The sequence below is a fragment of the Variovorax ureilyticus genome, from assembly GCF_050632185.1.
GTDB classification, from domain to species: Bacteria; Pseudomonadota; Gammaproteobacteria; order Burkholderiales; family Burkholderiaceae_C; genus Variovorax; species Variovorax ureilyticus_A.
This window is the reverse complement of the sequence record NZ_CP192579.1, coordinates 3196060-3217001: the sequence shown is the minus strand read 5'-3', so window position 1 is coordinate 3217001 and position 20942 is coordinate 3196060. Positions and strand designations below refer to the sequence as shown.

General features: G+C 66.2%; 15 protein-coding genes, 2 tRNA genes and 2 pseudogenes. 9 read left to right on the top strand and 10 right to left on the bottom strand.

Annotated elements, in window-relative coordinates:
- Positions 1-6: 6 nt before the first annotated feature.
- Together ACQ858_RS15860 and bktB are read right to left on the bottom strand one after the other, a co-directional pair.
- Positions 7-82: transfer RNA gene (locus ACQ858_RS15860), tRNA-Lys, on the bottom strand.
- Between the two features lie 72 nt (positions 83-154).
- Positions 155-1334, bottom strand: a pseudogene (gene bktB / locus ACQ858_RS15855) (beta-ketothiolase BktB).
- A gap of 104 nt (positions 1335-1438) precedes the next feature.
- Here bktB and ACQ858_RS15850 point away from each other — a divergent pair.
- Entirely contained in the window at positions 1439-2146 is a 708-nt protein-coding gene (locus ACQ858_RS15850; RefSeq protein WP_431273636.1) for an SDR family NAD(P)-dependent oxidoreductase, read from the top strand.
- A 202-nt stretch (positions 2147-2348) separates the two neighbouring features.
- Positions 2349-3743, top strand: coding sequence for a DUF1254 domain-containing protein (locus ACQ858_RS15845; protein WP_431273635.1), 1395 nt, complete (start codon positions 2349-2351; stop codon positions 3741-3743).
- A 110-nt stretch (positions 3744-3853) separates the two neighbouring features.
- On the opposite strand, the gene ACQ858_RS15840 is transcribed toward ACQ858_RS15845, so the two are convergent.
- Positions 3854-3928 (bottom strand) — tRNA-Ala (locus ACQ858_RS15840).
- 100 nt (positions 3929-4028) lie between these two features.
- Between ACQ858_RS15840 and ACQ858_RS15835 the strand changes: the two genes are divergently transcribed.
- Positions 4029-4895 carry an alpha/beta hydrolase gene (locus ACQ858_RS15835; protein ID WP_431273634.1) on the top strand — a complete coding sequence of 289 codons (867 nt, stop codon included), beginning with the start codon at positions 4029-4031 and terminating at the stop codon, positions 4893-4895.
- A gap of 35 nt (positions 4896-4930) precedes the next feature.
- On the opposite strand, the gene ACQ858_RS15830 is transcribed toward ACQ858_RS15835, so the two are convergent.
- Positions 4931-5908, bottom strand: coding sequence for a GMP reductase (locus ACQ858_RS15830; protein ID WP_431273633.1), 978 nt, complete (start codon positions 5906-5908; stop codon positions 4931-4933).
- 240 nt (positions 5909-6148) lie between these two features.
- On the opposite strand from ACQ858_RS15830, the gene ACQ858_RS15825 reads away from it, so the two are divergent.
- Positions 6149-8521, top strand: coding sequence for a UvrD-helicase domain-containing protein (locus tag ACQ858_RS15825; RefSeq protein ID WP_431273632.1), 2373 nt, complete (start codon positions 6149-6151; stop codon positions 8519-8521).
- Positions 8522-8647: 126 nt separating this feature from the next.
- Here ACQ858_RS15825 and ACQ858_RS15820 read toward each other — a convergent pair whose 3' ends face one another.
- The 3 genes from ACQ858_RS15820 to ACQ858_RS15810 are packed head-to-tail and all read right to left on the bottom strand — an operon-like array spanning position 8648 to position 10886.
- The gene (locus tag ACQ858_RS15820; RefSeq protein WP_431273631.1) at positions 8648-9442 is read right to left on the bottom strand and encodes a BPSS1780 family membrane protein; all 795 of its coding nucleotides are present in this window, start codon (positions 9440-9442) and stop codon (positions 8648-8650) included.
- Positions 9443-9451: 9 nt separating this feature from the next.
- Complete coding sequence (locus ACQ858_RS15815; RefSeq protein ID WP_431273630.1) at positions 9452-10495, bottom strand: homoserine kinase; 1044 nt, start codon at positions 10493-10495, stop codon at positions 9452-9454.
- A 7-nt stretch (positions 10496-10502) separates the two neighbouring features.
- Positions 10503-10886 carry a hypothetical protein gene (locus ACQ858_RS15810; protein WP_431273629.1) on the bottom strand — a complete coding sequence of 128 codons (384 nt, stop codon included), beginning with the start codon at positions 10884-10886 and terminating at the stop codon, positions 10503-10505.
- A 98-nt stretch (positions 10887-10984) separates the two neighbouring features.
- Here ACQ858_RS15810 and polA point away from each other — a divergent pair.
- The 3 genes and pseudogenes from polA (at position 10985) to ACQ858_RS15795 (ending at position 16211) form a co-directional block, all read left to right on the top strand.
- Positions 10985-13778, top strand: a pseudogene (gene polA, locus ACQ858_RS15805) (DNA polymerase I).
- A gap of 129 nt (positions 13779-13907) precedes the next feature.
- A complete protein-coding gene (locus ACQ858_RS15800) occupies positions 13908-15185 on the top strand; it encodes a M20/M25/M40 family metallo-hydrolase (RefSeq protein ID WP_431273628.1) in 1278 nt (425 codons plus the stop codon).
- A 126-nt stretch (positions 15186-15311) separates the two neighbouring features.
- The gene (locus tag ACQ858_RS15795; RefSeq protein ID WP_431273627.1) at positions 15312-16211 is read left to right on the top strand and encodes a LysR family transcriptional regulator; all 900 of its coding nucleotides are present in this window, start codon (positions 15312-15314) and stop codon (positions 16209-16211) included.
- Positions 16212-16222: 11 nt separating this feature from the next.
- Here the strand turns inward: ACQ858_RS15795 and ACQ858_RS15790 are convergent, their stop codons facing one another.
- From ACQ858_RS15790 to ACQ858_RS15780, 3 genes are all read right to left on the bottom strand, one after another.
- Entirely contained in the window at positions 16223-17167 is a 945-nt protein-coding gene (locus ACQ858_RS15790) for a LysR family transcriptional regulator (protein ID WP_431273626.1), read from the bottom strand.
- Positions 17168-17321: 154 nt separating this feature from the next.
- Entirely contained in the window at positions 17322-18551 is a 1230-nt protein-coding gene (locus ACQ858_RS15785; RefSeq protein ID WP_431273625.1) for a CaiB/BaiF CoA transferase family protein, read from the bottom strand.
- A 63-nt stretch (positions 18552-18614) separates the two neighbouring features.
- The gene (locus ACQ858_RS15780) at positions 18615-19496 is read right to left on the bottom strand and encodes a 2-keto-4-pentenoate hydratase (RefSeq protein ID WP_431273624.1); all 882 of its coding nucleotides are present in this window, start codon (positions 19494-19496) and stop codon (positions 18615-18617) included.
- A 41-nt stretch (positions 19497-19537) separates the two neighbouring features.
- Between ACQ858_RS15780 and ACQ858_RS15775 the strand changes: the two genes are divergently transcribed.
- Both ACQ858_RS15775 and ACQ858_RS15770 read left to right on the top strand, forming a co-directional pair.
- Positions 19538-20512 carry a Bug family tripartite tricarboxylate transporter substrate binding protein gene (locus tag ACQ858_RS15775; RefSeq protein ID WP_431273623.1) on the top strand — a complete coding sequence of 325 codons (975 nt, stop codon included), beginning with the start codon at positions 19538-19540 and terminating at the stop codon, positions 20510-20512.
- 50 nt (positions 20513-20562) lie between these two features.
- Complete coding sequence (locus tag ACQ858_RS15770; RefSeq protein WP_431273622.1) at positions 20563-20934, top strand: PaaI family thioesterase; 372 nt, start codon at positions 20563-20565, stop codon at positions 20932-20934.
- The last annotated feature ends 8 nt before the right edge of the window (positions 20935-20942 follow it).

Sequence of the window (20942 nt, the reverse complement as noted above, 5' to 3'; positions counted from 1 at the left end):
TTATGTTGGTGGGCCCTGAGTGACTCGAACACTCGACCTACGGATTAAGAGTCCGCTGCTCTACCAACTGAGCTAAGAGCCCCTGAGTGACGACATTTGACGTGTCGTTTCAGGCAATCCAACGATTATAGCCATAAATTTGGCAGGTTTCGCCTCAGACCCGTTCAAAGATGCACGCGATGCCCTGGCCGCCGCCGATGCACATGGTCACGAGCGCGTAGCGGCCCTGGATGCGTTCCAGCTCGTACAGCGCCTTGACGGTGATGAGCGCACCGGTCGCGCCGATCGGATGGCCGAGCGAAATGCCCGAGCCGTTGGGGTTCACCTTGGCGGCGTCGAGCCCGAGGTCCTTCGAGACGGCGCAGGCCTGCGCGGCGAAGGCTTCGTTGGCTTCGACCACGTCCATGTCCGATGCCTTGAGCCCGGCCTTCTCCAGCGCCTTGCGCGAAGCGGGGACCGGGCCGATGCCCATGTACGCCGGGTCCACGCCCGCGAAGGCATAGGCCACGACGCGGGCCAGCGGCTTGAGGCCGCGGCGGGCGGCTTCTTCCTTCTCCATCAGCACGACCGCGGCCGCGGCGTCGTTGAGGCCCGAGGCGTTGCCCGGCGTGACCGTGCCGTTCTCCTTCAGAAAGGCGGGCTTGAGCTTGGCCATGTCCTCGATCTTGGCGTCGAAGCGCGGATGCTCGTCCGTGTCGAAGTGCGACGGACCCTTGCGGCTTTCGAGCGGCACCGGAACGATCTGCGACTTGAAGTAGCCGCTCTCGATCGCCTTCTGCGCGCGCTGGTGGCTGGCGAGCGCGGTCTGGTCCTGCTGCTCGCGGCTGATCTCCCACTTCTTGGCGACGTTCTCGGCCGTGATGCCCATGTGGATGTTCTGGAACGGGTCGTGCAGCGCGCCGATCATCATGTCGACCATCTTGGTGTCGCCCATGCGGGCGCCCCAGCGCGCGGTGAGCGAAGCGAAGGGGCGCGGCTCATGCTCTCGGCGCCGCCGCCGACCGCCACCTTGGCGTCGCCGAGCTGGATGCTCTGCGCCGCGCTCACGATGGCCTGCAGGCCCGAGCCGCACAGGCGGTTGACGGTGAACGCGGGCGTTTCGTGCGCGCAGCCGCCTTCGATCGCGGCCACGCGGCCCATGTACATGTCGCGCGGCTCGGTGTTGATGACGTGGCCGAAGACCACGTGCTCGACGTCCTTGCCGTCGACCTTGGCGCGCGCCAGCGCTTCCTTGGTGACCAGCGCGGCCAGCTTGGTGGGGGCACATCCTTCAGGCTTCCGCCGAAGGAACCGATGGCGGTGCGAACCCCGCTGACGACGACAACTTCTTTCATGACAACTCTCCAATGCAGACGAAACGAAACGCGAATGATGCCAGCGAGCGGTTTGTTACGACTGACGCCAGCGTTACCATGCCCGCCCGAACCAGGAGACTGCGATGAACGAAGCCAACACCCCCGGTCACGTGGTGATCACCGGCGCGGCCGGCGCGCTGGGCCGTGCCGTGGTGCAGCACTTTCTCGACCGGGGCGCTCGCGTGGCGCTGATCGACCATCACATGGCGCACCTGACCGGTGCATTTCCGGGTCTGGACAATTCGCAACATCTTCTGGTGGAGGCCGACGTGACCTCGGCCCTGTCGATGGCCCAGGCGGCGCGGGGCATCCTCGCGGCGTTCAGGCAAGTCGATGCGCTCATCCACATCGCCGGTGGCTTCGAGATGGGCGACGCGGTGCATGCGCTCGACCGCGCTGCGTGGGACCGCATGATGAATCTCAATGCCTGGTCTTTCGTGGCGGTCACGCAGGCGCTGGTGCCTTCCATGATCGAGCGAAAGAGCGGCAGCGTGATCGCAGTCAGCGCCAAGACGGCGTCGCGCGGCCTGGCGGCGATGTCGGCCTACATCGCGTCGAAGAGCGCGCTGCAGCGGCTGGTGGAGGCGTCCGCTGCCGAGCTGCTTGCGCACGGCATCCGCGTCAACAGCATCGCGCCGAGCGTGCTCGACACGCCGGCCAACCGCAGCGCCATGCCGAATGCAGATCCCGCCGGATGGGTCTCCACGGGCGTGGCGGCAGAGACCATCGGCTTCCTCGCCTCGCCGGCCGCGGCGGCGCTGCACGGCCAGCATCTGACGCTCGACGCCTGAGTCTTCGCAGCGTCTGACGGAGCCTCGGCCTGCGCTTGCACCAAGGTGCAGGCGGCTTCTCACCATCGGACAAGTGCCGGGTGCGCGCGCCTTGGCGCATGCTATGGGACTTGCGACACCGCGGTCGCCCACGAGCCGCGCCCGCATCCGTCGATCGCCCTAAATGCCCGAGGTATCCGGCCCGAACGAGGAGGAGATGGCGATGGCTTACGTGATCACCGGACCCGACACGCAGGGCAGGCTCAGCGACGACTATGTGCGGCTGGTCGCCCGTGACGCCTTCTTCTGGACCTGGCCGATCATCAACGTCTGCAGCCGGCGCGTCGCTTTTGCGCGGCTGCCGCACCAGGTGCTGCTCGGTGGCGTGCTGCCGGTGGGGCCGGCCAATACGCTCACCATGCTCACCGACTATGTCTCGCCCAGCCAGCGGGCAGTAGCGTGCCCGAACCGCGACGTGGTGATCGGGCATGCCATCGTCGCGCTCGACCTGTCGCCGGTGGTGGTGCAGGTGCCGGACTTCGGCGGCCGCTTCTGGGTGATCCAGGTGCTGGATTCGCGCACCGACAGCTTCGCCGAGCTCGGCAGCATGTACGGCACGTCGCCCGGCTTCTATCTGCTCGCGGGGCCGAACTGGGTGGGGGCGGTGCCCAAGGGCATCCAGAAGGTCTTCGTCTCGCAGACCAGTACCGGCGTGGTGATCCCGCGCGTCTTTCGCGAGGACACGCCGGAGGACCTGCGGGCGGTGCAGGCCGTCATCAACCAGATCGGCCTCTACCCGGTGGACGCCTTCGACGGCCAGATGAAGTTCATGGACTGGCGGCAGGTGCCGGTGGGCCCCGCCACGCAGGAAGTGGGCGCCGATGGCAGCGAGACGCGCTGGGTACGGCCGGAGAAGTTCCTCGACATGCTCCCCGTCGCGCTCGCCGATGCGCGGCCGCTGCCCGGCGAGTCGGCGCGCTATGCGCAGGTGCTGGCGGTCGTGGAGGCGGTGCGCAGGGACCCGCGGCTCAAGACCGTCTTCAACGAGGCGGTCGCCGCGGCCGAGCGCGAGCTGGTCGAGCCGCTCTTCCAGTTCCACAACTTCGGCCGGCCGCTGCCGCACCACTGGTCGACCATCGCGAACGGCGCGTGCTTCGGCACCGACTATTTCATGCGCACTGCGGTGGCGAAGTCGAACATCTTCGTCAACAAGCAGAATGAGACGAAGTACTTCTACCAGGACCTCGACGCGGGCGGCCACCGGCTCAACAGCGCGCACCGCTACACCGTGACCTTCGCGCCGGGGCAGGCGCCGCCGGTGCGGGGCTTCTGGTCGCTGTCGCTCTACGACCGGCACCATTTCTTCGCGCCGAACGCGCTGTCACGCTTCTCGGTCGGCACCACGAGCCCGACGCTGCGGTACGACGCGGACGGATCGCTCACGATCCTCGTGCAGGCCGCACCGCCCGACGATGCGCACAAGGGCAACTGGCTGCCCGCGCCGGCCGATGGCGCGGGGGACTTCTCGCTCTGCATCCGCGTGTACTGGCCCGAGCCGTCGGTGCTCGAGGGCCGCTGGACGCCGCCGGCGGTAGTCAGGCTGCCGGCTGCGGAATAGATGCGCAGGATCGACTTTGTGACGGGCGCGAGGGCATCGGGACCGACGCAGGCGCAAAAAACGCCCCAAGGCCGTGAGGCTTGAGGCGTCGATTCGGAAAACTGCAATGTTGGTGGAGAGGAGGAGGATCGAACTCCCGACCTCCGCATTGCGAACGCGGCGCTCTCCCAGCTGAGCTACCCCCCAACGCACTTGGAATTCTAACCGGATCCGCATGCCCTTGCGCCCGGCCGAGGCATGCCAAGATGCGCGCCTCTTCATGACAACGACCGGAGACCGAGAACCATGCCCTCGTACGATCCCGCCTGGCTGGACCGCATGTACAACAACCGCGCGCTCGTGCCCGCGCATCCGGCGTATTTCGAGCGATGGGCGGCTGAGTCGGCCGCGTTGCGCGATTCGCTGCCCGTGCATGTCGATCTGCGCTACGGCGAGGGGCCGAACGAGACGCTCGACGTGATCCCCGCCGAGAAGCCGGGAGCGCCCGTGCTGGTCTTCATTCATGGCGGCTATTGGCGGGCGCTGGACAAGAGCGAGCATTCCTTCGTCGCCCGGCCGTTCCACGACCACGGTGTCTGCGTGGTCGTGCCCAACTATGCGCTGTGCCCCGGCACGCCCGAGCGGCCAATCGGGATCCCCGACATCGCGCTGCAGATGGCCCATGCGCTCGAATGGACGTGGCGCAACATCGCGGCATACGGCGGCGATCCTTCGCGCATCACGGTGGCCGGGCATTCCGCCGGAGGCCATCTCGCGGCGATGCTCCTGGGCTGCGACTGGAAGGCCGTCGCGCCCGACCTGCCGGCCGGCCTCGTGCGCAACGCGCTGTCGATTTCGGGGCTTTTCGATCTGCGGCCGATCCAGCACACGCCGTTCCTCGCGCCCGCACTGAACCTGACGGATGCGGATTCGCTGCGGGTCAGTCCCGCGCTGTGGCCGGCGCCCGCACGCGGCAAGCTCTATACAGTGGCCGGCGGTGACGAGAGCGCGGAATTCCTGCGTCAGAACCGGCTGATCCGCGATGCCTGGGGCGCTGGCGTGGTCCCGGTCTGCGAGGCGCTGCCGGGGCTCCATCATTTCAGCGTGCTGGACACGCTGGCCGATCCGGGGCTGCGCCTCCATGCGCTGGCGATGGAACTCCTCGAGGCCTGAGAGCCGGGCTGGCCGGCGCTCAGGCCCCGTGGGCGCTACATCAGCAGGTGTTCGCCCGCGTTGTCGCCGCCGAGGGTCACGTAGTTGACCTTGCGGATGTCCAGGAGCTTGCGGCCGCCCGCGTAGCTGATCGAACTCTGGATGTCCTGTTCCATCTCGATCAGCGTATCCGCCAGCTTGCCCTTGACCGGCTCCAGGATGCGCTTGCCCTCGACGTGGCGGTATTCACCCTTGTTGAAGTCGCTGGCCGAACCGTAGTACTCCTTGAAGAGTTCGCCATCGACTTCCACCGTCTTGCCGGGCGACTCCTCGTGGCCGGCGAACATCGAGCCGATCATGACCATCGACGCGCCGAAGCGGATGCTCTTGGCGATGTCGCCATGGTCGCGGATGCCGCCATCGGCAATGATCGGTTTGGTCGCGACACGCGCACACCACTTGAGTGCCGACAACTGCCAGCCGCCGGTGCCGAAGCCGGTCTTGAGTTTGGTGATGCACACCTTGCCCGGGCCGATGCCGACCTTGGTTGCGTCGGCGCCCCAGTTCTCGAGGTCGATCACCGCTTCGGGCGTTCCCACGTTGCCGGCAATCACGAAGGTCTTCGGCAGCTTCTTCTTGAGGTAGCCGATCATGTTCTTCACGCTGTCGGCGTGGCCGTGCGCGATGTCGATGGTCACGTATTCAGGCGTCATGCCGGCGTCGGCGAGCCGGTCGACCGTGTCGTAGTCCGGCTGCTTCACACCCAGCGAAATCGATGCGAAGACCCCCTTCGCGTGCATGCGCTTGACGAACTGGAAGTTGTCCAGGTCGAAGCGGTGCATCACGTAGAAGTAGCCGTTCTGCGCCAGCCAGGTGCAGATCGGCTCGTCCACCACCGTCTTCATGTTGGCGGGCACCGTCGGGATGCGGAAGCTGCGGCCGCCAAGCGTGACGCTGGCGTCGCACTCCGCGCGGCTTTCCACCACGCATTTGCGCGGCAGCAACAGGATGTTGTCGTAGTCGAAGATTTGCATGAGTTCCAAGCTCCTTAGAAAGGTCGCTGCCGAAGGATTTCGGGCGGCGATGGGGCGCTTGGCTTGGAGACCGGATCTGCGGGTGGCGTGTGGTGGCGGCACCGGACCCTGCTTGCGCAGGCACAAAAAACCGGACCTCAAGAAACTTGGGCCCGGTGATTGATTCTACCGGCCGCGTCGCGCATGCGCATTCAGGGACTTCGTATAACCCGCATACGCCGCGCTTTCTACAATCGGTGGATGTTCACCGACCTCGCGGCTCCTGCAGATTCGCCGCTGCTTGACAACCTCAATCCGGAGCAGCGGGCGGCCGTCACGCTGCCGGCCGGAAATGCACTCATCCTTGCCGGCGCCGGCTCCGGCAAGACCCGCGTGCTCACCACCCGCATCGCCTGGCTGTTGCAGACCGGCCAGGTCTCGCCGGGCGGCATTCTGGCCGTCACCTTCACCAACAAGGCGGCCAAGGAAATGATGACGCGCCTCGGCGCGATGCTGCCGGTCAACGTGCGCGGCATGTGGATCGGCACCTTCCACGGCCTGTGCAACCGCTTCCTGCGCGCGCACTGGAAGCTCGCCGGCCTGCCTTCGACCTTCCAGATCCTCGACACGCAGGATCAGCTCTCGGCCATCAAGCGGCTGATGAAGCAGTTCAACGTCGACGACGAGCGTTTTCCGGCCAAGCAGACGCAATGGTTCATCGCCGGCGCCAAGGAAGATGGCCTGCGCCCGCGCGACATCGAGGCGCGCAGCGACGACGACCGCAAGAAGATCGAGCTCTACCAGCTCTACGAGGAGCAGTGCCAGCGCGAAGGCGTGGTCGACTTCGGCGAACTGATGCTGCGCAGCTATGAGCTGCTGCGCGACAACGACCCGGTGCGCGAGCACTACCAGCGGCGCTTTCGCCACATCCTGATCGACGAGTTCCAGGACACCAACCGCCTGCAATATGCGTGGATCAAGATGCTGGCCGGCAACACCACCGACGGCCGCTTCGTGCCGGGCGACAACAGCGTGGTCGCGGTCGGGGACGACGACCAGAGCATCTACGCCTTCCGCGGCGCGCGGGTCGGCAACATGGCCGACTTCGTGCGCGAGTTCGAGGTGTCGCACCAGATCAAGCTGGAGCAGAACTACCGCAGCTACAGCAACATCCTCGATTCGGCCAACGAGCTGATCAGCCACAACAAGAAGCGCCTGGGCAAGAACCTGCGCACCGACCAGGGCCCCGGCGAGCCGGTGCGCGTCTATGAATCGACCAGCGATTTCGCCGAAGCGCAATGGGTGGTCGAGGAAATGCGCCAGCTGGTGCGCGACGGCATCGAGCGCAAGGAGATGGCCGTGCTCTACCGCAGCAATGCGCAGAGCCGGGTGCTCGAAACCGCGCTTTTCAATGCCGCGGTGCCGTACCGCGTGTATGGCGGATTGCGCTTCTTCGAGCGCGCCGAAATCAAGCACGCGCTGGCCTACCTGCGGCTGCTGGAGAACAAGGACGACGACACCAGCTTCCTGCGCATCGTGAACTTCCCGCCGCGCGGCATCGGCGCGCGCAGCATCGAAGTGCTGCAGGACGCCGCTCGCGCGGCCGGCCGTTCGCTGCACGACGCGGTCAGCGCGGTGGGCGGCAAGGCGGGCGGCAACCTCTCGGCCTTCGTTGCGAAGATCGACGTGCTGCGCGAGCAGACGCAGGACATGTCGCTGCGCGAGATCATCGAGCTGGTGCTCGACCATAGCGGCCTCATCGAGCACTACAAGGCCGACCGCGAAGGCGCGGACCGCATCGAGAACCTGGAGGAACTGGTCAACGCGGCCGAGAGCTTCGTCACGCAGGAGGGCTTCGGGCGCGACGCGATCGCATTGCCGGTGGACGAACTTCGCCAGTCACCCGCGAGCCAGGGCTTGGACCCGAACCAGCCGGTGCAGGACGAGCCGCTCGCGCCCGATGTCGAAACCGGCGAGACGCTCAGCCCGCTCGCGGCTTTCCTCACGCATGCCGCGCTCGAATCGGGGGACAACCAGGCGCAGGCCGGCCAGGACGCGGTGCAACTCATGACCGTGCACGCCGCCAAGGGCCTGGAATTCGACTGCGTGTTCATCACCGGCCTCGAGGAGGGCCTGTTCCCGCACGAGAACTCGATGAGCGACTTTGAAAGCCTCGAGGAAGAGCGCCGCCTGATGTACGTCGCGATCACGCGCGCCCGCAAGCGCCTGTACCTGAGCCATTCGCAGACGCGCATGCTGCACGGCCAGACCCGCTACAACATCAAGAGCCGCTTCTTCGACGAACTCCCCGAAAGCGCGCTCAAGTGGCTGACTCCGAAGAACCAGGGCGGCTTCGCGCCATCGGGCTTCGGCTACGGTGGCGGCTATGCCACCTCGCGCGGCGCCGGCAGCAGCTACGGCCGCGAGACCTTCGCCAACCCGCCCGTTCCGCCGCAGAAGGCAGCCCCATCCCATGGCTTGCGTTCCGGCATGCAGGTGTTCCACAACAAGTTCGGCGAAGGCACCGTCACTGCGCTCGAAGGCACCGGCGACGATGCCCGCGCGCAGGTCAATTTCCCGCGCCACGGCGTGAAGTGGCTGGCGCTCTCTGTCGCCAAGCTCACCCCCATCTGAGCCCCAACCCAAAGGCCGGCGCAGCCCGGCCCGCTGGTGAAACACCGCGGAACCGGCTCCGCCGGGCCGCCGGTGTTGCCCCCTGGAAAGGGGTGGAGAGCGACACGAAGTGCGCGAGCCTGGGGGTTATTCCCGAAAACTATCTCTGAAGGTGAACCAGGTGCTGGTGAAGAACATCGCTGCCATCACCAGCGCGCCGCCGATCATCACTGCACCGCCGGCCGCCGACGCGCCGGCACCGACGCCCATCGCGCCGATGGCGACCAGCAGCGTCGCCAGCAGGCTCAGCACGATGCCGGCGCCGATGAAGACGCCCGCCCAGACGAGGCCGAACACGGTCAGCGCACCGAAATTCTTGAAGCACGCGACGAAGCTGAAGAACAAGCTCTTGGCTGGCGGCACCCGATGCCAGTGCACCAGCGCGGGTGCATGCCAGAAAGCCAGAGACAGCGGCAGGTACAGCCCCATCGCAATCCACAGCGCGACCTGGAACTCGGTGGTTTCGGCCATTTCGCGCGTCAGTTGCCCGCCCAGCAGGTAGACGCGGGCAAACTGCCCGCCATCCGCGAGCGCGGAAATTGCCATGACCGCGAGGAACAGCGCGGCGTACATCGCGCCGAGCACCGTCATGGGACGCACATCGGCGCGGATCGCATGGATTGCCGCCTGGAACACTGCGCCGGCGGCCGGCTTTTCGGGGCCGGCGGCCTGCGCGGTCGCGGCCATGAGGCCAAGCGTCATCGTCGGCAGCAGCATCAGCGCGATCGCGGCGCCGACCAGCGGCAACTGCGAGGCCAGCGACACCATCGTCATGAAAAAGAAGAAGAGCGAGATGAAGGCCAGCGGCTGTCGCGCGAAGGCCTGGAGTCCGGTCCGGACCCAGATCACGCCGGTGCGCGCCGGCACGAGGTTGAGTTTCATTGGGTCGACTCAGGCAGCCAGCGGTTGCGTGCCGCCGGGGAACTCGAAGCTCGCGTGGGCGCGTTCACGCAGCACCCGCTCGAAATGGCCCGGGTCGTGCGGCTTGAGCATGCTGGCCTCGCGCGGCAGGTAGAAGTCCCACAGGCGCGAGATCCAGAAGCGCAGCGCCGCCGCCCGGAGCATGGCCGGCAGCATCGCGCGCTCGGCGCCGGTCAGCGGGCGCACCGAGCCATAGGCCGCGAGCAGGGCATCGGCGCGGTCGGCGTCGTGCCGGCCGCTTCGCAGGTCGATGGCCCAGTCGTTCAGGCACACCGCCAGGTCGAACAGCCAGGTGTCGGTGCCCGCGAAATAGAAGTCGAAGACGCCCGTGAGCTTCGGCGCCTCGGCGCTCGCGTGGGTGTCGAACATCGCGTTGTCGCGGAACAGGTCGGCGTGGACCGGGCCGCGCGGCAGGGCCGCGTAGCTCGACGATTCGGCGATGTGGTTCTGGTAGGCGAGCTCGCTGCGCAGCAGCGCGGCCTGCGGGGCTTCCAGATAGGGCAGGACGACCGGCGCGGTGTCGTTCCACCACTGCAGGCCACGCAGGTTGGGCTGGATGCGTGGGAAGTCGCGCGCCGCGATGTGCATGCGCGCGAGCAGTCGGCCGAGCTCGGCGCAGTGGCGCGCGCCGGGCGCCAGTTCGCTCTTGCCCTGCAGGCGCTGGACGATCGCGGCCGGCTTGCCGGCGACCGAGTGCAACAGCTCGCAGGGCGCGTTCGCCGGGATCGACAGCGCATGGCCGTCCGGCGGAGCGACTGCGGGATCGGCCACCGGCTCAGGCACCGGCAGGCCGCGGGCCGCGAGGTGCTTCATGAGGCAAAGGTAGTAAGGGAGCTGCTCGGCGCCGAGGCGCTCGAACAGCGTCAGCACGAATTCGCCCGACGCCGTGGTTGCGAAGTAGTTGGTGTTCTCGATGCCGCCCTCGATGCCGCGAAGTTCGCGAAGGGGGCCGAGCTCCAGGCGCTGGACCAGCGCGTCGGCTTCGTCGAATCCGACTTCCGTGAAAACCGCCACCGTGCGCTCAGAACTTGAAGACGTTCCACCAGACCCGCGACCCGCTGTCGCTGGCGCTCGAATCTGCCTGGCCTTCGTTGCGCGAACGTTCGCCGTTGGGCATGACTTGATAGGCCGGCGCGTTGGATTTGGGCTGCACGGTGATGTTCTGCGTCTGGCCGCCGACGCGAAGCTCGTCGATCTTGTTGCGGCTGTCCTCGATATGGATGCGCTCGATCTTCTGGTTCTGGCGTCCGGCTGCCTTGTCCTGGTCGGGCTGCTGCTGGGCCGGGCGGGCCGACGACTCCGCGGGCGGAGGATTCTGGGCCTGGACGGCCGCGAACGGCGCGATGCAGCCCACCAGGACGGCAGCCAGCCGCGTGCGGGGGACGAGAAGACGGGGGGACGACATGGCACGATTGTAGGTCCGCGTTTGCGTCAGGGATACCCGCGAGCGCGCCTGCGGACGCGTCTGGCGGGCGCGTTGCCCCGGCACGGCAAAATGCCCCGATGACCGACAAGAAAACGCTGCTGCTCGTCGACGGATCGAGCTACCTCTACCGTGCCTTCCATGCGATGCCCGACCTGCGCGCCGTCCCCGGCGACAGCAGCAGTCCGGCGACCGGCGCGATTCGGGGAATGATCAACATGATGACGGCCCTGCGCCGCGAGGTGCGGGCTGACTACGCCGCCTGCGTGTTCGACGCGCCCGGCAAGACCTTCCGCGACGACTGGTATCCCCAGTACAAGGCCAACCGCTCGCCGATGCCGGACGACCTGCGCAGCCAGATCGAGCCGATCCACCAGGTGGTGAAGCTGCTGGGCTGGCCGGTGCTGTGCGTGCCCGACGTCGAGGCCGACGACGTGATCGGCACGCTTGCGCGCACTGCGGCGAACCAGGGCATCGAGGTCATCGTCTCCAGCGGCGACAAGGACCTGAGCCAGCTCGTCGACGAGCACGTGACGATCATCGACACGATGAACGGAAAGAAGCGCGACATCGCCGGCGTCACTGCCGAGTTCGGCGTGCCGCCGAACCTGATGATCGACTACCAGACGCTGGTGGGCGATGCCGTCGACAACGTGCCGGGCGTCGAGAAGGTCGGCCCCAAGACCGCGGCCAAGTGGCTCGGCGAATACGGCTCGCTCGACGGACTCATCGCGCGTGCCGGCGAGGTGAAGGGCCAGTGCCGGCGAGAACCTGCGCAAGGTGCTCGACTGGCTGCCGCAGGGCCGGCGGCTGGTGACCATCCGCACCGACTGCGACCTCGACGGCCATGTGGCCGGCCTGCCTGCTCTGGACGGGATCGCGATCGGTCCTCAGCAGATCGACGAGCTCAAGGTCTTCTATGAGCGCTTCGGATTCAAGACCCTGGTGAAGACGCTCGAGGCGCATGAGGTGCCGCCCGAACTCGTCGAGGAAGGCGGGAAGCGCAATGCGCCGGGAGGCGGCACGGGATTGTTCGACCAGCCCGGCTTCGAGGCGGCCGAGAAGGCATCCAACCTCGTCTACGACACGATCCTGACCTGGGAGGCGTTCGACAGGTGGCTCGCCAAACTGCAGTCGGCCGAGCTCGTCGCGCTGGACACTGAAACCACGTCGCTCGACGAAATGGTGGCCGAGATCGTCGGCATCAGCTTCAGCGTGACGCCGGGCGAGGCGGCCTACATCCCGGTCGGCCACAACTACCCTGACGCGCCGGCTCAGTTGCCGCAGGGCGAGGTCCTTGCGCGCCTCACGCCGTGGCTGGAAGACGGCAGCAAGAAGAAGCTCGGCCAGCACATCAAGTACGACCGCCATGTGTTCGCCAACCACGGCATCGAAGTGAAGGGCTATGCGCACGACACGATGCTGCAGAGCTACGTGCTCGAAGTGCACAAGCCGCATGGGCTCGCGAGCCTCGCTGAGCGGCATCTGGGCCGCACCGGCATCGACTATGAGGATCTGTGCGGCAAGGGCGCGCACCAGATTCCGTTCAGCCAGGTCTCGATCGAGAAGGCGGCGGAATACGCCTGCGAGGATTCCGACCAGACGCTGGACGTGCATCGCGCACTCTGGCCCAGGCTGGAGGCCGACGAGAAGCTGCGCTTCATCTACGAGCTGGAAATCGAGACCAGCGAGACACTCTTTCGCGTCGAACGCAACGGCGTGCTCATCGACGCGCCAACGCTCGCCTCGCAGAGCAACGAGCTCGGCAAGCGCATCATGGCGCTGGAGCAGGAGGCCTACGAGCTCGCCGGCCAGCCCTTCAACCTCGGATCGCCCAAGCAGATCGGCGAGGTGTTCTTCACCAAGCTGGGCCTGCCGGTGGTCAAGAAGACGCCGAGCGGAGCGCCAAGCACCGACGAGGAAGTGCTCGAGAAGCTCGCCGAGGATTTCCCGCTGCCGGCCAAGATCCTGGAGCACCGCGGGCTCTCGAAGCTCAAGGGAACCTACACCGACAAGCTCGGCCTGCTGGCGAATCCGAGAAGCGGGCGGGTGCACACGCACTATGCGCAGGCGGTGGCGGTGACCGGGCGGCTGTCGAGCAACGACCCCAACCTGCAGAACATCCCGATCCGCACCGCAGAAGGCCGCCGCGTTCGCGAAGCCTTCGTGGCGCCGGCGGGCAGCGTGATCGCGAGTTCCGACTACTCGCAGATCGAGCTGCGGATCATGGCGCACATCAGTGGCGACGAATCGCTGCTGCGGGCCTTCACCGAAGGCATCGATGTGCACCGCGCGACCGCCAGCGAGGTGTTCGGCGTGGCGGTGGACCAGGTGTCGAGCGAGCAGCGCCGCTATGCGAAGGTGATCAACTTCGGTCTGATCTACGGCATGAGCAGCTTCGGCCTCGCGCGCAACCTGGGCATCGACAACAAGGCCGCGGCCTCGTACATCGACCGCTACTTCGCGCGCTATCCCGGCGTGAAGGTGTACATGGACGAGACCAAGGCGCGCGCCAGGGAGATCGGCTACGTGGAGACGGTGTTCGGCCGGCGCCTGTACCTGCCCGAGATCAAGTCGCCCAACGGCCCGCGTCGCGGCGCGGCCGAGCGCGCGGCCATCAACGCGCCGATGCAGGGCACTGCGGCCGACCTGATCAAGCTCAGCATGGTGAAGGTGCAGGACGTGCTGGATGCCGAGAAGCGCGGCACGAAGATGATCATGCAGGTGCATGACGAACTGGTCTTCGAGGTGCCGGAGAGCGAAGTCGAATGGGTTCGCACCGAGATCCCGCGCTTGATGGCGAGCGTGGCGGACCTGAGGGTGCCGCTGCTGGCGGAAATCGGCTTTGGTCCCAACTGGGACAAGGCGCATTGATTGTTGCTCGCCCCCAGGCTGCGCGCACTGCGTGTCGCTTCGCCGACCCCCTGCCGGGGGCAACACCGGCGGCCCGGCGGAGCCGGTTCCGCGGTGTTTCTTGAATGACTTGATGGAGTATTGGTCTGAATGACTGCTGTTGCTTTGGCCCGCAAGGCCTTTCTGTGGGCCGCCCTGAGCGCCGCATGCGCATGCGCTTTTGCCGCCCCCGATGAACGCCTGGCCGCGCTGGCCGCCAAGGAGAAGCCGGCGCTGCTCGAAACCCTGAAGGAGTTCGTCTCGGTCGAGTCCGGCAGCCGCGACCTCGAAGGGCTCGACAAGATGGCCAGCCTCGTCGCCTCGAAGTTCAAGGCGCTCGGCGGTCAGGTGGAACTGATCGATGTGTCCGAAGGCGCCTATCGCATGGAAGACACGCCGGAGAAGATCGGCAAGGTGGTGCGCGCGACGTTCAAGGGCACGGGCACGAAGAAGATCATGCTGATCGCCCACATGGACACGGTCTACCAGATCGGCATGTCGAAGCAGCAGCCATTCCGCATCGATGGCGACAGGGCCTATGGTCTCGGGATCGCGGACGACAAGCAGGGTGTCGCGGTGATCGCGCACACGCTCGCAATGCTGAAGGCGATGGACTTCAAGGACTACGGCCTGCTCACGGTCCTGATCAACGGCGACGAGGAAATCAGCTCGCCGGGCGCGCGTTCGCTGATCACCAGGCTGGGCGGCGAGCACGACGTCGTGATGTCGTTCGAGGGTTCGTCGGCGCGCGACGACAAGCTGTCGCTCGCGACGGCTGGCATCGCGTCGGTGACGCTCAATGTCACGGGCAAGGCCTCGCACGCGGGTTCGATGCCGGAGGCGGGCGTGAATGCGCTCTACGAGCTGTCGCACCAGATCCTGCAGATGCGCGACCTGTCGGATCCGGCGACCGGGCTCAAGCTCAATTGGACGATCTCGCGTGCCGGCACCAATCGCAACGTGATTCCGGCGACCGCGACGGCCGGCGCGGATGTGCGCGTGCTGAAGGTGAGCGACTATGACCGCATCGAGCAGCAGGTGATGGAGCGCGTGAAGAACCAGCTCATTCCGCAGGCGAAGGTCGAGGTCAAGTTCGAGCGTCGTCGTCCGCCGCTGGAGGCGACCGATGCATCGCGCGCCCTCGCCACGCATGCGCAGCAGATCTACAAGGATCTGGGCAAGACGCTCGGCGCCGACGACAAGGTGGCGGGTGGCGGCACGGATGCGGCCTTTGCGGCGTTGAAGACGAAGGCGGCCGTGGTCGAGCGCTTCGGCCTGCAGGGCTTCGGCGCGCATTCGATGGATGCGGAGTACGTGCTGATCGATTCGATCGAGCCGCGGCTGTATCTGGCGACGCAGCTCATCATGGACGTGTCGCACGAGAAATGATGCTCTCCCCCAGGCTCGCGCACTGCGTGTCGCTCTCCACCCGCTCGCCGGGGGCAACCCCCGCGGCCCGGCAGAGTCGGTTCCGCGGGGTTCCTGGCTTTGCGATGCAAAGGCTGTTGAGCTGAAATGCGGCTGAGGCACATCGAGGTCTTCAACGCGATCATGCTCACGGGGAGCGTGAGCGCGGCGGCGCGCCTGATCAACATCACGCAGCCGGCGGTGAGTCGTACCTTGCAGCATGCGGAGATCCAGCTCGGGTTTTCGCTGTTCCAGCGCGCGAAGGGCCGGTTGACACCGACCACGGAGGCGCTGGCGCTGTATCCGCATATCGAGCGGCTGTTCGCGCAGCTCGACGAGGTGCAGCGGCTCGCGGCGAATCTGCGTGCGGGGACCGATTCGGGCGAACTGCGCATCCTCACGGTGCTGGCGCTGAGCTACGAGGTGCTGCCTCGCGCGCTCAAGCGTTTCCGCGAGAAGCACCCGGGTGTCGCGGTGACGGTGGAGTCACTGCACTCGCCGCAGATCATGTCGGCGCTCTTGTTGCAGGAGGCGGATGTCGGTTTCGCGTTCAGTCCGGCGGTGCATCCTTCGTTGACGCAGGAGTCGTTGGCGGACAGCCGCATGACCTGCATCGCGCCGAAGGGAATGCTGCTGCGGGCGCTGCTGCGCAATGGTTCCGTGGCTTTGCACGATCTGGTCAAGCTGCCGGTGGTGGGGCTCGACAGCCGCGATCCTGTGGGGACCAGCCTGAGCCAGGCTTGTCGGCAGGCGGGGGTGGGGTTTCAAGCCGTTGTGACGGTGCAGACCTATCACGCGGCCTTGGCCATGGCGCACCACGGGCTTGGAGTCGCGCTCGTCGATGGATGCACGGCCAAGTCCGCAGATCGGGAGAAGGTGGATGTGCTGGCCCTGGAGCCGCTGATTCCGGTGCCTATCCGGGCGCTGAGATTTGCGGGGCGGCCGGATTCTGTGGCGGTGAGGAGCATCACGCGGTTCATGCGGGAAGCCATCGAAGAGATGCAGTGAGGCTGGGCGGGTCAGCGGGGCCCACCTGCCGCGGGCGCGTGCTTCATCGCATGAGCGGTCGGGTTGCCGATGCGACGAACATAGTCGAGCAGGCGAGCGACCAGCGGGCTCTGCTGCTCAGCCAGCCACATGCACTGGATGGTCGATATCGCGGCGCTGTCGGGAAGCGGGCGAAACGTCACACCTGCCATTCCGGTTCTCGACAGGCACTCCGGAACGATGGCGACACCCATGCCCCTGCCGACCATGGCGACCACCGTCAACCACTGGCGCACCGAGTACCTGATGGTCGGCGTGAAGCCTGCCTCGACGCAAAGCGAGACGATCCGATCGAAATATGCCGGCGATGCCGGGCGCGAGAACATGATGAAGTTCTCGTTGCGCATCATCGAGAGCACGAAATCGGCTTCGACCGCGAGCAGGTGCGCTGCGGGAAGGCAAGCCAGAAAGGGTTCCGAATACACCGTGGTCGACGCAAGGCTTTCGGGAACGAGCATGGAATGCGCAAAGCCGATGTCGATGCGACCGGACAGCAGGGCGTTGACCTGGTCCTGCGACGAGATTTCCACCAGCTCCAACTCGACCTGCGGCTCATCTCTTTCGAGCGCAGCAACAGCTTCGGCAAGGCCCCGGAAGATCATCGACGCGTGAAAGCCGACACGAAGACGCCCGCTCTTGCCTTCCGAGACGCGTCGGGTGACGGCGAAGGATTCCGCCGATTGCGCCAGCAGCCGCTGGGCTCGCTGATGGAGCGCCTGTCCCGCCTCCGTCAATCGCACCTGGCGGCTGTTGCGTTCGACGAGGACAACGTCAAGATGGCCTTCGAGCTGCTGGATTGCGACACTGAAGGGCGGCTGCGAAACGTTGCAGCGTGCGGCGGCGCGGACGAAACTGAGCTCTTCGGCCAATGCGACAAAAAAACGTAGATGTCTTAACTCGATGGCGTCCAGGCTCATGATGTCGATCGACTTCGTGCGTGCAACCGGCGCGGGGCCTCGTGCACGGTGGCCGGCAAGTATGCACGCGGAAGCGGCTATGGTCGGCTGTTGCCGGCAACAGGGAGAGCCGCCGTGGCGTTCTCACGGTCTTCGGATGAATGGCGCGGTGCGCTCATGAGTCTTGTCGCTCCGCCGCCCGTGTGGAAGGGTCACTGCCGCGCTCGCCGTGCGGGTTGGGCCTGAGTGGAGGTGCATACCGGTACGTGGCGGGTGTGCGGTCAAGCACGACGGGCGAACCGAGTCCGCGGTACGCATCGCCGATCCCGACGACCATGTTTCGGTGCAGGGTATGAGGGTGCGACAGCGCCTGGTCGACGTGCATGACCGGTGCGCAGGGAACCCCGGCCTGAATCAGTGCTTCGCACAGCGACGGACCATCCGTTTCGGCGAGCAGGCCGACGAGAATCTCGCGCAGCGCATCCCGGTGCGCGGATCGCTGGGCGTTGGTGGAGAACCGGCCGTCCTGCGCCAGGCTCGGGCGACCCAGGCACTCGCAGAGCCGTGCGAATTGCTTGTCGCTGCCCACCGCCAGGTAGATGAGTCCGCCCTTTGTTGAAAAGCTGTCGTAGGGATAGATGCTCGGATGGGCGTTTCCGGTCTGCCGAGGACGCACGCCATTCATGAGGTAGTTCGCGGCATGGGGGTGAAGCAGGGACAGCGCGGAGTCGTACAGCGCCGCCTCGACCCGTTGGCCGAGTCCGCTCCGAGACCGCTCGTGCAGCGCGAGCAACACGCCGATCGCGGCGTTGAGCGCCGTGGTCATGTCGACGACTGGAAGGCCCGTTCGCTGGGGTCCGGTCGACGCCTCGCCGTTGACGCTCATGATTCCGCACAGAGCCTGCATGGCGGTGTCGTAGGCGGGCCGTCTCCCCAGTGGGCCATCGCCTCCGAATCCGGTGACGCTGCAATGGATCAGCGCGGGGAAACGGTCTCGCAATGCTTCGGCCGTCAGGCCCCAGCGTTCGCTCGTGCTGGGCTTGAAGTTTTCCACGAGCACGTCGGCTTTTTCGAGCAGGCCGAGGAAGCGCGCCCGCCCGGCCGTGGTCGAAAGGTCCAGGCATAGGGATCGCTTGTTGCGGTTCAGTCCCGTGAAGTAGGCGGACTGGCCGTGCGCGAAGGGCGGGCCCCAGTTGCGTGTCTCGTCGCCCTCGGGGCCCTCGACCTTGAGCACGTCCGCACCGTGATCGCCGAGGATTTGTGCGCACAGCGGACCTCCCAGTACGCGCGAAGCATCGAGCACCCTCACGTCGGCGAGTGCACCCGGACGGCCTGGCACAGGAGGAAGCCAATCTTCTGGCGCTTGATCGAAGAGATTGGATGCGGCGGAGGGTTCAGTGTGCATGAGAGGGGCTCTAGTGACGGGACGATGGATGTGGAAAACGTGGATGGCTGGCGTGCCGGGCCTTCAGTCGAAGGCGACTTCGACAGTGCCGTACTGGCCGAACCGGGCGAGCATGCGGTCGCCGGCTTTCGCGCGAACCATGCCGGTGCAGCTGCCCGAGCTGATGATTTCGTCGCGCGCCAGCGGAACGCCCAGCCCGGACAGGCGATTGGCCAGCCATACAACGGCGTTGACCGGATTGCCCATGACCTCCGATGAACTGCCGCGAGCTCGCTCGGCGCCGTTCTTTTCCAGGACGACCGCCATCGGCGCTTCCAATGCGGCTTGCCAGTCCGGGAGCGCGGGCCCCATCACGTAGCGGCCGCTGGCATAGCCGTCGGCCATCACTTGCAGCGGGTCCGGCGGTGGATTGAAGGCAAGGCGGCATTCGGCGACTTCGATGCCGACATGCACGGAGGCAATGCAATCGACGACCTGCTCTCGCGTATGTCCGCCCCTGTTCACCGGCAGCTCGCGCCCCATCCGGAAGAAGAACTCGCACTCGACCACCGGGTCGAGCAGGCCCTCGTGCGAGATGACGGCGGGTGAATGCAGAAGAAATCGTCGAAAGGTTCGACCCAGCACCGGTGCGGTGGTGCGCAGGCGCCGCTGCATCTCGGCATTGGTGGCCGCGATCTTCCAGCCCAGGGGCTCCCAGGCCAATTGCCCGGCGACCTCGAGCATGGTGAGGCAGGCCTCTTCCTCGTTGGCTGGTGTACCGATGGCTCGGTGTTTCAGGATTTGCGTGCCCTGGCGGCGGGCATCGACGAGCGCCTGAACAAGAGTGGTTTGCATGGCGTCATCATCAGAGCCGAATGCCTGCCCGAGGCCGTCGTTCCGGCAATCGTATGGATCGATACCGGCTCGGTATCGTTCTCGTGTTCCCGAGGCGCCAGACTTGCCCAAGGCGACCAAGATGGAGTTCGCCAGCTTCCACCAGAAAGAACATGAGACAAGCCCTATCCCTTCTTCTGACTGCCTTCGTGGTGTTGTTCGGTGGCGCGGCCCAGGCGCAGGACACCTTTCCGAATCGCCCGATCAACATGGTGGTTCCCTTTCCCGCGGGCGGGCCCGCCGACATGATCGCGCGGGTGATCTCCGTCCGTCTGGCTGCTCGGCTCGGCCAGCCCATCGTGGTGGAGAATCGTTCCGGCGCGGCCTCGAACATCGGGGCCGAATATGTGGCCCGGGCGCGCGCCGATGGCTACACGCTGATGTTCAGCTCGTCACCGACGCTTGCCATCAACACCAGCCTGTACCAGGGACTCAAGTACAACCCGCTGACCAGCTTCGAGCCCCTGGTGCACGCCGGCAGCCTGCCGAACGTTCTGGTGGTCAATGCCGACGTGCCGGCGAAGACGCTGGGTGAACTGATCAAACTCGGCAAACAGCCAGGGCAAGGACTGAGCTATGCGTCTGCCGGGAGCGGAGGCACCTCGCACCTTGCAGGCGTCCTGTTCTCGAAAATGACAGGCGTGCCCCTCATGCATGTGCCCTTCAAGGGGACGGCACCTGCGATACAGGCTCTGCTGGGTGGACACGTCACCATGACGTTCACGGACGTCCTGACCGCATTGCCGCACATCCAGTCGGGCAAGCTTCGTCCCATCGGCGTCACCTCGCTCCAGCCTTCGCACGTCCTGCCTGGGGTCGCACCTCTCGCCGATCAAGGTCTCGCTGGCTTCGATGTCAGTGTGTTCTTTGGCCTCGTGGCGCCCAAGGGGTTGCCGCCGGCGGTTCGGGACAAGTTGTCTGCCGCGCTGCAAGCGGTCTTCGCGGAACCCGAGGTGCAGTCGCAGCTTCGTTCCCAGGGGTTGCAGTTGCCCCCGTCAACCACACCCGCCTATCTGGGCGACGTGATGCAACAGGAAGTGCCGAAGTGGCGCAAGCTGATTCAGGAGACGGGCGCCACGCCGGATTGACGATGGAATCCGTGACGTCCCCTGGTGATCTGTTCGGCCTTCACGTTCCCATGGCCGCCACGCTCGGCATTCGCGCGGTCTCCATGGAGTCGGACCGCGTGGTTCTGAAGATGAGCCTTTCGCCGGCGCAATCGAATCACCGTGGCTCGGTCAGCGGAGGTGCGCTGGCGACGCTCCTCGACCTGGGGCTGGCTGCCGCGGTCCGTGCGGACGCTCCGACGCGCTATTCCGTCGCGACGGTGGAGCTGTCACTGCGCTTTCTTCGGCCATGCATTGGCGACGTGTCGGTCGTGGCCCACTGCGAACGCCGGGGCCGTTCGATATCGTTCGCGCGCGGTGAAGCCATCGATCAGGAGGGGCGGGCGGTGGCCAGTGCCACCGGCGTCTTTTGCAGATTGCCGCGGGCTCCCCACGAACCCTGATTACGGAG